General features: G+C 60.2%; 10 protein-coding genes. 4 read left to right on the plus strand and 6 right to left on the minus strand.

The window, feature by feature from the left end:
• Positions 1 to 43: 43 nt before the first annotated feature.
• Entirely contained in the window at positions 44 to 3,139 is a 3,096-nt protein-coding gene (locus tag AC0IYN_RS26580) for a hypothetical protein (protein ID WP_471844090.1), read from the minus strand.
• A gap of 272 nt (positions 3,140 to 3,411) precedes the next feature.
• Positions 3,412 to 4,755 (minus strand): CDP-diacylglycerol--serine O-phosphatidyltransferase, encoded by a 1,344-nt coding sequence (gene pssA / locus AC0IYN_RS26585; protein WP_406596583.1) that lies wholly within the window; start codon positions 4,753 to 4,755, stop codon positions 3,412 to 3,414.
• Between the two features lie 125 nt (positions 4,756 to 4,880).
• On the opposite strand from pssA, the gene AC0IYN_RS26590 reads away from it, so the two are divergent.
• The gene (locus AC0IYN_RS26590; protein ID WP_471844093.1) at positions 4,881 to 5,444 is read left to right on the plus strand and encodes a TetR/AcrR family transcriptional regulator; all 564 of its coding nucleotides are present in this window, start codon (positions 4,881 to 4,883) and stop codon (positions 5,442 to 5,444) included.
• A gap of 54 nt (positions 5,445 to 5,498) precedes the next feature.
• A complete protein-coding gene (locus AC0IYN_RS26595; RefSeq protein ID WP_078048375.1) occupies positions 5,499 to 5,978 on the plus strand; it encodes a nuclear transport factor 2 family protein in 480 nt (159 codons plus the stop codon).
• Positions 5,979 to 6,049: 71 nt separating this feature from the next.
• On the opposite strand, the gene AC0IYN_RS26600 is transcribed toward AC0IYN_RS26595, so the two are convergent.
• Together AC0IYN_RS26600 and AC0IYN_RS26605 are read right to left on the minus strand one after the other, a co-directional pair.
• A complete protein-coding gene (locus AC0IYN_RS26600) occupies positions 6,050 to 7,207 on the minus strand; it encodes a PQQ-dependent sugar dehydrogenase (RefSeq protein ID WP_406596585.1) in 1,158 nt (385 codons plus the stop codon).
• Positions 7,208 to 7,219: 12 nt separating this feature from the next.
• Positions 7,220 to 7,534: a hypothetical protein gene (locus tag AC0IYN_RS26605; RefSeq protein WP_406596586.1), complete on the minus strand. Its 315-nt coding sequence runs from the start codon at positions 7,532 to 7,534 to the stop codon at positions 7,220 to 7,222.
• A gap of 186 nt (positions 7,535 to 7,720) precedes the next feature.
• Between AC0IYN_RS26605 and ku the strand changes: the two genes are divergently transcribed.
• The gene (gene ku, locus AC0IYN_RS26610) at positions 7,721 to 8,554 is read left to right on the plus strand and encodes a non-homologous end joining protein Ku (RefSeq protein ID WP_099491154.1); all 834 of its coding nucleotides are present in this window, start codon (positions 7,721 to 7,723) and stop codon (positions 8,552 to 8,554) included.
• Positions 8,555 to 8,557: 3 nt separating this feature from the next.
• Positions 8,558 to 11,044 (plus strand): DNA ligase D, encoded by a 2,487-nt coding sequence (ligD, locus tag AC0IYN_RS26615; RefSeq protein ID WP_471844097.1) that lies wholly within the window; start codon positions 8,558 to 8,560, stop codon positions 11,042 to 11,044.
• A gap of 15 nt (positions 11,045 to 11,059) precedes the next feature.
• Here the strand turns inward: ligD and lpxO are convergent, their stop codons facing one another.
• Positions 11,060 to 11,959 (minus strand): lipid A hydroxylase LpxO, encoded by a 900-nt coding sequence (gene lpxO, locus AC0IYN_RS26620; protein WP_406596588.1) that lies wholly within the window; start codon positions 11,957 to 11,959, stop codon positions 11,060 to 11,062.
• A 252-nt stretch (positions 11,960 to 12,211) separates the two neighbouring features.
• Entirely contained in the window at positions 12,212 to 13,528 is a 1,317-nt protein-coding gene (locus AC0IYN_RS26625) for a Wzz/FepE/Etk N-terminal domain-containing protein (RefSeq protein ID WP_406596589.1), read from the minus strand.
• Between the last annotated feature and the right edge of the window lie 304 nt (positions 13,529 to 13,832).

A 13,832-nucleotide genomic window follows, 5' to 3' on the forward strand; every position in this document is an offset into this window, starting at 1 on the left:
GTACGGGGCCGCTTACCCCAAACGGTGTGAGCGGCTCACGAATTCAAGTGGCGGGCGACGCAGGAGATTGGGTGGGGTCCGCCTGCCCCATCGCTATCAGGAAATAACCGCGCATTTTTTCCTCGGCGGTCTTCAGGTGAGGCATCGCCTTACCCAGCCCCAGGTGTCCGCCTGTCGTCAGCAGTGCTGGTAATTTACTCCCTCCCCGTGAAACGGCATTGATCAAGCGCGGGTAACCCTCAAGCGGGTTGAAGGCTGCGTTGAAAAACTGCGCGGTCTGCTTGCTGACATCAAAGGCTGCATCCCTGAACCTCACTTTCGGCGCCGTCAATGTCCAGGCTGGCTTGGACACGATCGGTGTTACGCGCGTAGTTACTTGTCGCAGTGAAGTTTGCAACCCCACCTGCCCCAGGTTTTTGACAGAGCGGAACAATGCATGTGCCTGTCCACCGGCGCCAATCGTCAGCCCGGCAAGATCTAAAGCCAGGCTCTGCAGGCCCTTGCCAATATTGCCCGCAGCAAAGTCCCGATAAGCCCCCACAAAGGGTACAAGTGACGTGAGCAGGTTAACGTCACGTGCATGCGCGTCGCGGCTCCTTTCCACCGGCAGTTGCCCCTTGGCCCGCGTCAGCATCTCTTCCACAGGTTCGTAGAAGTTATTCTCAGCGATTTCGCAGGCAATGAATTCGATACGGTCCGACTGATAGCTGTCGGGCACCAACGTTGCCGACGGCATGTTAGCGGGCAGCGGGCGAGCCGGGTCGCTGCGCCCGAGGCGATCGATAATGACATCGGCTGACGTCATGCCCGCACGCGGCGCGGCACCACTGGCATAGGCTTCAAAATCCAGCGGCACTTCATGGCCGCTGCGGATATAACGTTCACCTTGCAGCTTGTATTGGCCCAGGTAGCGCTTATCCCGGACGACACCATCCAACGCTTGGGTTACGTGCGGGTTGTCGTGCTTGATGACCTTGCCGCTGCTGAAGACCTCGTAATACGTCACGGCACCTTCATGCAGCACCCGCAGGAGCGAGCCTTGGCGGCCGGTGACCGCGGCCCGATCCTCTTGCGACTCCCATACGTATTGCTTGCTGGTTTTCTTGCGCAGCGTGAAAAGGTCCACCGCACCCCATTCGATACGCTGTCGATCGGCCAGCGGCAACCTGGAAAAGCTCAGCTTGAGTTGCGTGACGTAACCCATCTGCTGTTTGCGATGGTGGGTGGCAACAGCCTTTTCCAACAGCTCATTCAACACGGGCAGGCGCCGGATTTTCGCGTCCAGGGCCTGGCGTGGGTGCGCCGGTATCTGCACGGTGGACTGGAACTGAAACGGCGTACGCGCAGTGGGATTCCCAGTGTCCGTGACCTCGCTGCTGAGAACCCATTTGCCCGGCACCAGGTCGCCGGTCATGTAAGCCTCGATCAGCGAACGCGTGCGTGGCTCGGACGCCCTCAGGTTCCTGCGCTCATCCGAGTCGGCGAGAAAGACCGTCATGGCCTCTAACTGGGTGGCGTTGGTGTTCGGGAATACTTTGAGCAGTTGCTCCACCGCCAGGCCCTTGCGCGTTGGCAGCGGTGTGCAGGCGGCCTCAAACGCACGGGTGGCCAAGGTGCGTTGCCGGTTGAACACCTGCGAGGCCTTCTTGATCTCTTCCTGAGTGTGTTGCCCCTGGGGCTTGGCGATCAGCACGCCGTTGAGCACTGCCCAGTCCAGCAGCAAGCCCATGCCGTGCACCTGCATTATCGCGCGTTGTTCATCGGATGTCGGCGCAAGCGTGGTCAATGCAGCGATTTGCGCCCCGCTCATCACCCTCGACAGCCCAGGCGCCACCGTTTCCGCTATGGCGCAGCCCAGCCGGAGTGTCATCCAGGCCGGCGTACCGATCGCTACTTCATCCGCTATATCCCGCACCAGAAACTCGGGGGCTGTCCGGGCCAGTCCGATATGCGCCACCAACGCCGCAACATTGGGGGCCAGCCCTTTGTGTTCGCGCAAGTAGCGTTCCAGGTCTTCGCGCACCTCACCCAGGGAACGTCCCATGTTGGCGGCTTGGTAGGGTTCGTAACCGCCAAGGGTCCCGGCCGGCCCGTTCAAGGCTGCAGTCAGTTGTTGGCTGAATGCCGCCGCGTCGGTACTGTTGCGCAGGCGATCAAGCTGAGCCTCGACATCAAGTCGCAGGCTTTGTGGCGACTGCGCGGCCAACGTGGCAAGGGCGCGATAGTCGGGGTCAACCACCTCGCTGCTGATCAGATCGGTATAGTCGCCCATCGCTGGAGCCGGTGGCAGTGAAATGCGCAGCCATTGAATGACATGCCGGGTCGCCTCGACCGTGCGGGGCGAACCGAGCCCCTTGGATTCAAGCAACTGAGCAATGGTATGGGGCGCTGGCACACCGATCGTTTCGGCAGATGCCTGGGACACCAGCGTCGGCCATGTCGACCAGTCAGTGGCGCGGTTATCCGGCAGGTCCCGCACATGCTGTTCCAACACGCTCGCCAAGTAGTCGCGTTCATCCAGATCGGTGATTGTTTGCCTGATGCCATTGACTGCCGACGCCAGGCCAGCGGTCAGCGCCACGGCCTGGGCGCCCAACTGAACCTTGAGGGTTGCCACGTGCCCAGGCGTATCAGCCTGCAGACCGTAAGCGTGCAGCACCACGTGCAGCGGCACGCGCTGTTCGCGGGTAGCGAGGTACGGCATGCCCTTGTCTTCGGGATCGAGCACATCACGCATTGCCCGCAATCTTACGGATGCCTGCCACCAGCCACTGTCGTCTGTGGCGCTGAACTTCACGGCGGTGCGCAGGCCATTTACAGTGCTGAAGCCTTCAATGCTGTTTTTGCGCAGTATCAGGGAGTCTGCAGCAAGGCCCTTGAGTGTCAGCCATTCACGAACTTCAGGCCGGTCCAGCAACTGCCCGTAGAGTGCCACTATGCCGCCCAGGCTGCTGTTTTCCGGCACAAGCAGGTGGGTACTGCCATCGTCGATCGCGGTCGCCAGCCGATTCGCCAGGACGGCATCGCCGGTAGCGGTATCGGCGTTCGTAGGCGGCGACAGGCTCCAGGACGGCCCTGCGATGACGGGTTCAGCAGCGCGTTTTGCCCGAACGAGAGCCGGCGTGGACGCGTCAGGCATCGGCGCCTGGGGTGACGCTGGATAAACGGAAGAAGAGGCACTGGGCAAGGGAGGGATTGAGTTTGGCAGCATCGAATTGTCCTTAGTTGGCAGGCCCCAGTCGGAAAGCACCCGGTTTCCATGAACAACTGGGGCGGCCATTTGAGAACAGTCAACAAGGGCTATCTGTAGGCAACTGCTTAGCCTGCACCCGTGAACGCTGACAGTCAGCGCCACTGGATGAGGATTATCCTACGAACGAAGCTTGAACAGGCCTCGCCTCGCCATAAGCGTCACAAAATGCGATACAGCAACCGCTCGATCCGAACACGGCTGACCCGCCGCAGAAACTTGCCGACCGCCTCGGGGTAGTCCGGCAGTGTCTGCAAGTCCTGGTAACGCTCGATACGCGTGGTGTGCTGGAAAATCTGCGCCAGCTCGGTACGTCGCGGCTCAAGCCACTGGCCCTGGGGATCGTCGATCAACAAGGCGTTTTCCAGGTCAAGGCGGAACGCGCGTGGGTTGAGGTTATTGCCGGTCAGCAAGGTGTAGCGCAGGTCGACCCACAGGCCCTTGAGGTGGTAGGTGTTGTCACCGTCGCGCCACAGGTGCAGGTTCAACTGGCCGCTGTCGATCATCGGCTGATGGCGCTTGGCGAAGCGGCGCAGGCTGATTTCGTATAGGTACGGCAGCGCCGCGATGACTTTGAACGGCTCGCTCGGCGGGATGTAGAAGTCGTTGGCGGTCTTGTCGCCGACGATGATGTCGATCTTCACCCCACGCGCCAACGCGCGGTTGATTTCGCGGGTGACCGGCAGCGGCAGGTTGAAGTACGGCGTGCAGATGGTCAGCTGGTGCTGGGCGCTGGCGATCAGTTCGAGGATCACCCGGTTCAGCGGGTTGTTCTTGCCGACCCCGAGCAATGGGCTGACCGACAGATGGCCGTTGGGCAATTGCCCCGCGGTGGTGTCATAGGTCGCGTGTTTCAGGCGGCTGCGCAAGTCGCCGATATCGTTGCGCAAGCTGCGTGTGGTGGGCGGGTTGGGCAGGTCCAGGCGATTGACCGCCTTGGAGGCGACCAGCCCGTGTTCCACCAGGTGCTGCATCGAATCCGCCAGGGCTTTGCTGTGGACCAGGTGATAACGGTCGAAACGGTACTTGTCGAACTTGTGCAGGTACACATTGTTCAGGCTCGCGCCGCTGTACAGCACGCTGTCGTCGATCACGAAGCCCTTGAGGTGCAACACGCCGAACAGCTCGCGGGTTTGCACCGGCACGCCATACACCGGCACCTCGCTGCTGTGGCTTTGGGTCATGGCCTGGTACCAGGCGCTGTTGCCCGGTTGTTTGCCGGCGCCGATCAAGCCGCGCTGGGCGCGCAGCCAGTCGACCACCACCACGATGTCCAACTCCGGCCGCGCAGCCTTGGCTGCGTGCAGGGCGTCATAGATCTCCTGCCCCGCTTCGTCGTGCTGCAAGTACAGCGCGACGATATAGATGCGCCGGGTGGCGTGGGCAATCTTCTCCAGGAGGCAACGACGATAGGCGTCGGCGCCGGACAACACCTCAAGGGCGTCTGGAGTAAGAGGGAAACCGCGCAGTTTGGGCAACAGGGAGCGTTTGAAGAACGACGGCATAAGGCTCGCAGTGGGTCGAATCCAAAGAGTCCCCGAGCTTACACCATGGGGGTGCCCAGGTCTCGCTGTGGCGCATGGAAAAAATCTTATTGACCAAGAAGAATGATCGTTCTACTGTTCGCCACATGAACAATATTACTCAAAATGAAACCCGCGACATCATCCTCGATGTGACCGAGAAGTTGATCTATCGCCATGGCATCGCCGCCACGGGCATGGACTTCCTGGTGAAAACCGCCGGCGTCTCGAGAAAAAGCATTTACCGTTACTTCGCCAATAAAGACGACTTGGTAATTGCAGCCCTGCAACGCCGTGACGAGCGTTGGATGCAGTGGCTGCGCAATGAAGTGGAACGCAGTGAAGGCTCGGGCGAACGCTTGCTGGCGCTGTTCAGCGCGCTCAAGGCCTGGTTCGGCACAGCCGATTTCCGCGGTTGCGCCTTTATCAACACCAGTGGCGAAACCGGCGACCCGCAAGACCCGGTGCGCCTGCTGGCCAAGGCCCATAAACAGAAACTGTTCGAGTACGCACTTGAACTGTGTCAAGCACATGGCACCCCCGACCCCGAACGGCAGGCCGCGCAACTGCTGATCCTGATCGATGGCGCCATTACCGTTGCCCTGGTGATGGGTGATTCAACAGCCGCCGATAATGCGCAATGCATGGCGCGAACGTTATTGGGACTGTGACGCACAGGTCAGCGCAACTTTCGATTAAACCTTATTTTTTTGAGGAAATGCCCCATGTCATCTGCCGCAGAAACACGCCCGCCGCTGCCGCCGTTTACACGCGAGTCGGCCATCGAAAAAGTTCGCCTGGCCGAAGACGGCTGGAACTCCCGCGACCCCGAGCGGGTGTCCCTGGCCTATACCCTGGATACAAAATGGCGTAACCGCGCCGAATTCGCCTACAACCGTGAAGACGCCAAGGGCTTTCTTACCCGCAAATGGGCCAAGGAACTGGATTATCGATTGATCAAGGAGTTGTGGGCATTTACCGATAACCGCATCGCGGTGCGGTATGCCTACGAGTGGCACGACGACTCGGGCAACTGGTTCCGTTCCTATGGCAACGAGAACTGGGAGTTCGACGAGAACGGCCTGATGGCCAATCGGTTTGCCTGCATCAACGATCTGCCGATCAAAGCGAGTGAACGCAAGTTCCATTGGCCGCTGGGGCGACGCCCGGATGATCATCCGGGGCTGTCTGAACTAGGCCTGTAAACCTTGGCGGCGATGGCGTTGATGAAATCGCCATCGCCGCCAAGCCGGGTGCCTGCGGCGTGCATGGACCTTCAGTCCTGGTTCAGGCCGACCCGATACAGCACGCCATTGTCCTCGTCCGTCAGCACGTACAAGAAGCCATCCGGCCCCTGCCGCACGTCGCGAATCCGCGCTTTCAAACCACCGAGTAAACGCTCCTCGTGGATCACCTTGTCACCGTCGAACTGCAACCGGATCAGCTCCTGGTTGACCAGCGCGCCGATGAACACGTTGTGCTGCCAAGGCTTGAAGCGGTCTGCATCGTAAAACGCCATGCCGCTGATACCCGGTGATTTTTCCCAGACGTGATGGGGCGGCACCGTACCTTCCGCCGTCTTGCCCTTGGCTTCGGGAATCGGCGTCAGGGAATAGTTGATACCGTGGGTTGCCAGCGGCCAACCGTAGTTCTTGCCGCGCTCGATGATGTTGATCTCGTCACCGCCGCGCGGGCCGTGTTCGTTTTCCCAGATCGTGCCGCTCCAGGGGTTCAAGGCCAGCCCTTGGGGGTTGCGCTGGCCGTAGGACCAGATTTCCGGGCGCACGCCTGGCTGGCCGACGAAGGGGTTGTCATCCGGCACGCGGCCATCCGGGTAGATGCGCACGACTTTGCCTTGCAACTTGTCGAGGTCCTGGGCCGTCGGACGGTCGTTGTTTTCTCCCAGGGTCACGAACAGGTAGCCATCACGGTCGAAGGCCAGGCGTGAGCCGAAGTGATTGCCGGTAGACAGCTTGGGCTCCTGGCGCAGGATCACCTTGAAGTCGGTCAGGCCACTGAGGTCAGCGGCCAGACGCCCACGCCCCACGGCAGTACCAGCCTTGCCGCCCTCGCCACCGCCTTCGGCGTAGGACAGGTAGACCAGGCGGTCCTGCTTGAAGTCCGGCGACAGCACCACATCCAGCAAACCGCCCTGCCCTTTGGCCCACACCTCAGGCACGCCCGTCAGTGGCGCCGAAAGCTTGCCGTCCGGGCTGACAAAACGCAGGTGGCCAGGGCGTTCGGTGACCAGGAAGCCTTGCTTGTCCGGCAGAAAAGCCACCGCCCAAGGGTGGTCAAGGCCTTTGGCGATCGGGGTGGCGGTGATGCTGCCTTGTTCACTGGGGAACTGCTGGGCGTCGGCAGCGAAAGCGGCCGTCATCGGCAGCAGCGTGGTTGCACAAAAGGCGGCGAGAAGGGTTTTGCGTAGCAACATAGGGCGGGATCCTTACCGGCGATTGCCGTTGGCATCATAGGTGGGGGACTGGGTTTGAGTCGCTGGGCGACTGGGGGCGGCGTCGCGCTTGGGGTAACTATTGCCAATGCCACCGTTCTCCAGGGTGGGTGTGCGTGTGGTCGGCCCGGTCTGAATACCGCGAATGGCCGGCGCATTGGGCTGCGTACCCTGCATGCTGTTCGGGTTGGCCCGGTGGATCGGGCTGTTGTTGGAGTTGTTGTTGCCGGGCAGGTTTTGCGCAAGGGCCAGAGGCGCAAGGGCCAGACTCAGGACCAACGCAGCAACGTGACGCACACAGCTATTCATGACAAAGCCTCTCTGGGGGCCAAGGAGTACCTGCTTTCGATAACACGCTACGCCTTGGGTTCGGCTTTCGACACTAAATACTTTCTCATCAGGTGTAACACGATCTGTCCGCGCATCTGCCTGGGGAAACTTTTCACGCAGCGTCCGAGTCACCAGAACACAGCCTCTACTTAAGGAATCGCATATATGCCACGGTCAATCTGGAAAGGCGCCATCAGTTTTGGCCTGGTGCATATCCCGGTGTCGCTGGTCTCGGCCACGTCATCACAGGGCGTAGACTTCGACTGGCTGGACAAGCGCAGCATGGACCCGGTGGGCTACAAGCGGATCAACAAGACCACCGGCAAGGAAGTCACCAAAGAAAATATCGTCAAGGGTGTGGCTTTCGAGAAAGGTCGCTATGTGGTGCTCAGCGAAGAAGAAATCCGCTCGGCCCACCCCAAGTCGACCCAGACCATCGAGATCATCGCGTTTGTCGCCAGCGACCAGATCCCATTGCAGAACATCGACACCCCCTACTTCCTCGCCCCGGACAAGCGTGGGGGCAAGGTCTACGCATTGCTAAGGGAAACCCTTAAGAAAACCGGCAAGGTTGCGCTGGCCAACGTGGTGTTGCACACCAAGCAGCACTTGGCGGCCTTGATGCCCCTGGACTCGGCGCTGGTGCTGGTGATGCTGCGCTGGCCCGCCGAAGTGCGCAGCCTGGATGAACTGGAACTGGGCAGCGACGTGACCAAACCCACCCTCGCCAAGGGTGAGTTGGACATGGCCAAGCGTCTGGTGGAGGACATGAGCGCCGACTGGCAGCCCGATGATTACCGCGACAGCTTCCAGGAAAAAATCATGGCGTTGGTGGCCAAAAAGGCCAAGGCCGGCAAGATCGAAGACGTGGAAACCAGCAAAGACACTGAAGAGCGCAAATCCGCTGATGTGATCGACCTGACGGAACTGCTCAAGCGCAGCCTGGCCGGCAAACCCGCCAAGAAGCCCGCGGCGAAAAAATCCACCAAGGCCTCTTAAGTCATGCCAAAGCCCCTCAGCGAGTACAACCGCAAGCGCGACTTCGGCATTACCGGCGAGCCGGCAGGCAGTGCGCCCGCCGGCAAGCGCAAAGCATCGGCGCTGTCCTTCGTGATCCAGAAACATGACGCGCGCAACCTGCACTATGACTTTCGCCTGGAACTCGATGGCGTGTTGCTCAGTTGGGCGGTGCCCAAAGGCCCGAGCCTGGACCCGACGCAGAAGCGCCTGGCCGTGCACGTGGAGGATCACCCCCTCAGCTACGGCAGCTTCGAAGGCAGTATTCCAGCCGGCCAGTATGGTGCGGGCGATGTCATCGTGTGGGACCGTGGCGTGTGGCAACCCCATGACGACCCGCGCAAGGCCTACGCCGCTGGCAAGCTCAAATTCACCCTGGTCGGTGAAAAGCTTTCCGGTGACTGGACGCTGGTGCGCACCCGCCTTAAAGGCAGCGGCGACAAGGAACAATGGCTGCTGATCAAGGAAAAGGACCCGCAGGCACGCCCGGCCGACGACTACGATATCGTGCAGGCCCAGCCGAACAGCGTGGTCAGCGACGCATCGGTCGGCGCGCCCGATGCCAAGCCCCAGGCGAAAACCAAGGCCAAGCCCAGAAAAGCCGCGACGTCCGCCCTCCCCGAGCAATTCGCACCGCAGTTGGCCACGTTAGTGGACCGCGCCCCCGAGGGCGACTGGCACTACGAGATCAAGTTCGACGGCTACCGCATGCTCGCACGCATACGCGATGGCGACGTGCGCCTGTTCACCCGCAACGGCCATGACTGGACCGAACGCCTGCCGCGCCAGGCCAAGGCTCTGCAAGCCCTGAAGCTCAAGGACAGTTGGCTCGACGGCGAGGTGGTCAGCCTCAACGGCGACGGCCTGCCGGACTTCCAGGCGCTGCAAAACGCTTTTGATATCGGCCGCAGCCTGGACATTGTCTATTACCTGTTCGATGCGCCCTTCCTCAATGGCCAGGATCAGCGCCAGGCACCGGTCGAAGATCGCCGTGCGGCACTCAAGGCAGCGTTGGCTCGCAGCAGAAGCAAGCTATTGCGGTTCTCGGAAGCGTTCACCGCGCACCATCGCGATATTTTTGAAAGTGCCTGTGACCTATCCCTAGAGGGCGTGATCGGCAAGCGCCTGGGCAGCCCTTACGCTTCCAGTCGCAGCGCCGATTGGATCAAGCTCAAATGTCGCCTGCGCCAGGAATTCGTGATCGTCGGCTACACCCGGCCGCAGGGTTCGCGCAGTGGTTTCGGGGCGCTGTTACTGGCGGTAAACGACGACACAGGGCTGGTGTATGCCGGGCGTGTGGGCACGGGCTTTGATCAAGCGGCGCTGAAAGCCATCTACGCGCAACTCACGCCGCTGGAGTGCAAGGCATCCCCCTTGGCAAAACCGCTAACCAGCGCCCAGGCCCGTGGCGTGCACTGGGTGGAGCCGACATTGGTCGGCGAGGTGCAATTTGCCGAATGGACCCGCGAAGGCGTGGTGCGCCAGGCGGCGTTCGTGGGGATGCGCACCGACAAACCCGCAGCCCAGATCATTCATGAGCAACCGCGTACGGCCAAATCCATGAAACCGGCAAAAAAACCCAGCGCCGGGGTGAACATCACCCACCCCGACCGCGTGATCGACACGCAAAGCGGCACGCAGAAGCAGCAACTGGCGCAGTTCTACGCGGGGATCAGCCGATGGATCCTGCCCTTCCTGCACCACCGCCCGGTTTCACTGCTCAGGGCGCCTGAAGGCATCGACGGCGAGCAGTTCTTCCAGAAACACTCGGAGCGCCTGGCCATTCCCAATATCAAGCAACTGGATCAGGCCCTCGACCCTGGGCATGCGCGCCTGATGGAAATCGACAGCGTCAAGGCGTTGATCGGGGCCGTGCAGATGGGCTCCGTGGAGTTTCACACCTGGGGCGCCACCTCGGACAAGATCGAAACCCCTGACTTGTTTGTGCTCGATCTCGACCCGGACCCGGCGCTGCCGTGGAAAGCCATGCTCGAAGCGGCGCAATTGACCCTCTCGGTATTGGATGAAATAGGCCTGCAAGCCTTCGTCAAGACCAGCGGCGGCAAGGGCTTGCACCTGGTCGTGCCACTGGCGCGCCGAGACAGCTGGGACACCGTCAAGGCGTTCGCCAAGGCCATCGCCCAATTCATGACCGCACAATTGCCGGAGCGTTTTACCGCGACCTCAGGCCCCAAGAACCGGGTCGGCAAGATATTCATCGACTATTTGCGCAATGCGCGGGGCGCCAGCACGGTGGCGGCGTATTCGGTAAGGGCGCGGCCGGGCTTGCCGGTCTCGGTGCCGATCAGTCGTGAGGAATTGAAGGGGTTACGCAGTGCACAGCAGTGGACAGTCGCCAATCTGCAGCAGCGGTTGGACGGCCTGAAGGCCGATCCTTGGGACGGCTATGCCAATCGACAGAAAATCAGCAAGAAGATGTGGGACAAACTGGGCGCCCACCCACCGGAGTGAAGGCGCCCGAAGCGGTCAGATCAGCAGGAAGATAGCTGCCAAACCGGCGAAGATCGCCCACTTTTCCAGGTAGTAACGCGTGCGGTTGCGCTTTTTCAGCTCCTTGCCCCGCAGGCGAATCTTGTACAGGCGGGTAAAGGCACGATTGAGCCCGCCGGTCTTGTCGCCAGCATCATTGGGCGAGCCGGCAGCTGCCATCACATTACGGCTGAACCAGCGATTGAAGGCCGCAGCCCAGCGGTACTTCATCGGACGCTCGATGTCGCAGAACAGGATGATGCGGTTCTGCTGCGTGGTGTTCTCGGCGTAGTGGATGTAGGTCTCGTCGAACATCACCGGTTCGCCGTCACGCCAGTAATAGTTTTCGCCGTCCACATTGATATAGCAGCCAGGATCGTTAGGGGTATCCAGGCCCAAGTGATAGCGGTATGAACCGGCATACGGGTCACGGTGGCGCACTAGCTTGGAGCCCGGTGGCAGCTCGGCGAACATCGCGGCCTTGATCGAACCGATGCCCTGCACCAGCTCCGTAGTGCGCGGACACAGCTTCATCGCCGACGGGTGGCTGTCGCCGTACCACTTCAGGTAGAAGCGTTTCCAGCCCGACTTGAAGAACGAGTTGAAACCCACGTCGTTGTATTGGTCCGAGCGCTTGATCTCACCGGCACGCATCAGGTTCTGGCCCTCCTGGCGGATTTCTTCCCAGTGTTCTTGCAGCGGGCTGAGGTCGGGGAATTCGCTGGGCGACAGGTACGGTCGGCTGGGCAGCTTTGAGAAGAGGTAGAGAAAGCAGTTGACCGGTGCCAGGAAGGTGGAATGGTCACTGAGCTGGCGGCCCAGCTTGTGTCGCACCCGGCCACGCAGATGTACATACGCAATCGAGGCAACGTAGAGAACAACAATGATGAGTTTCAAGGGATTTCGTCACACGTCAGAAGAGAACAGGCTGCTCCTGCGTGCCCACGACGGCCGAGGTTGGATAGCAGCACCTGAAATCACAATTCACACAGTCGGCACTGCCCGTTAAGTCACGACGGGTTCATGGCCATTGGCAGTTATTTAGCCACAGGTTGTAACCAAAAGTTAACTAAGAATTGTGAAAAGCTGTCTTCTGAATGTGTTGAGCGGGCTTGCCTAGTGGCAGGCCCGCGGGGAGTTTGTTGCGGACTATCGGCCTGGCAACCGGCGTTCATCAAGCACCGCAAAGGGTCCGTTTTGCCTGCGCAAGTGCACGAAATGTCGCGTCAGCGCCAGCAAAATACCGAACATCAGCCCTGCCACCAGGCTTAACGCGATGATCAGGGACTTTCGTGGTTTGATCGGGCCCAGGGGTTCCAGCGCCAGCCGGTCCACGGTCACCAGTTTGAGCATGCTCATGTCGATATTGAGGCCGCGCAGCCGGGCTTCCTCCGCCCAGAGTGGCTCAACGTCTTGCAGGAACATGTCCTCATCCTTGCGACCGTTGAGCACCTCCACCTCACGATTGACGTCAAGCATGCGCAATTCCTTGCCAATCTCCGCGATGCGGTTATTGGTGAAGTCGTCGTTGGTGCGGCGTACCAGAGCCGCTCGCTCGGCCTCCAATGCCTCGGTGCCCAAGAAGTACAAGGGGACTTTCTGGTTGGTGACCTCAGTGCGCACCACCGGGCTGGAACCATTGAACGCATCAGCACCCATGGCTGACGGCGTGGTGGGGTTCTTGATGCCGATGGACTTGGCGATCGAGATCGCCTCATCCAATTCTGCCAGGCGGCTGCCGCGCTGCAATTTCATCTGTAGGCGCAAGGCGGTGAGTTCGTCCTGCAACTGCGCACGCTTGATCTTGTCCGCCTCCAGCAACCGGGCAATTTTCGACGCCTTGCCTGTTTCATAATTGGCACGCGCCGCATCGATCTTACCCTTGAGCTCGTTCAGGCGGTTATTGACGATTACCTTGAGGTCCGCCCCCACCTGCTTGCGTTGCCGCGCGATGGCGTAGGCTACGAACCCATTGAGAATTGCCACTCCGTCAAGGCCGTCGGGGTACTGCATCTCCAGGCGCAAGTAGCTGTTGGGCGAATCGGATTTCTTCGGATCCGGGAGCACCAGGTTGATGGCGGAGCCATTAAACGCCTCGAAGCTCTGCTCCAGGCTGCGTCCGGGCTGCTGAAAGGCCTCGAACAGCGCAGGATTAGCCCTGAAGAAATCCAAGCGGGCCTCATACGATTCGAGCTGAGAGCCAACTTTGGCCAGTGCATCGGCGGGTGGCAGCTTGTAGACTTCAGACCGGTTGAGGGCATCTAGCTCATTGATCGCCGCAGGCCGCAACACACTGCTGATTTGGTAAACCTTCGGCGACAGGTACGCGTAGCCTACTCCCAGAAGGCCCGCCAGAATCGTGCAACCGATGACCCATTTTTTTTGCTTCCAGATTGCATGAAACAGCTCAAAAAGATCGACTTCATCCGACGGTAAATATTGATGTAGCTGGGGAGTGTTATTCAAAGTTCATACACCCTGATGAATTGAAATTCAGCGCCCAAACAACTCAGACCTGAATAACAACCAAATAAACAGGGGGCAACGTCAGGACGCTCGATATAAGCGGCCCACTGTCGGCATAGGGACCACCCAGATCACTGAACCCTCATACCTAAGCAGTGGACGGTTTCATTTCAGTTACACGGGTGCCCTTACTGACAGGCACCCAGAGCATAGACGGTCCGTTACAAGACGTTACCCAGCGGGCAGGCAAAATAACGCCAATTGCCTGTCGTAATAACGAAAAATCGCATAAAAAATCAAAAAA

It is taken from the genome of Pseudomonas sp. AC112, assembly GCF_979253545.1.

Bases quoted from the DNA above. Each gene is read 5' to 3' on its own strand.
- ku (WP_099491154.1), top strand. From the start codon at position 7,721: ATGCCACGGTCAATCTGGAAAGGCGCCATCAGTTTTGGCCTGGTGCAT.
- AC0IYN_RS26600 (WP_406596585.1), bottom strand. From the start codon at position 7,207: ATGTTGCTACGCAAAACCCTTCTCGCCGCCTTTTGTGCAACCACGCTG.
- pssA (WP_406596583.1), bottom strand. From the start codon at position 4,755: ATGCCGTCGTTCTTCAAACGCTCCCTGTTGCCCAAACTGCGCGGTTTC.
- AC0IYN_RS26605 (WP_406596586.1), bottom strand. From the start codon at position 7,534: ATGAATAGCTGTGTGCGTCACGTTGCTGCGTTGGTCCTGAGTCTGGCC.
- AC0IYN_RS26595 (WP_078048375.1), top strand. From the start codon at position 5,499: ATGTCATCTGCCGCAGAAACACGCCCGCCGCTGCCGCCGTTTACACGC.
- AC0IYN_RS26590 (WP_471844093.1), top strand. From the start codon at position 4,881: ATGAACAATATTACTCAAAATGAAACCCGCGACATCATCCTCGATGTG.
- AC0IYN_RS26580 (WP_471844090.1), bottom strand. From the start codon at position 3,139: ATGCCTGACGCGTCCACGCCGGCTCTCGTTCGGGCAAAACGCGCTGCT.
- ligD (WP_471844097.1), top strand. From the start codon at position 8,558: ATGCCAAAGCCCCTCAGCGAGTACAACCGCAAGCGCGACTTCGGCATT.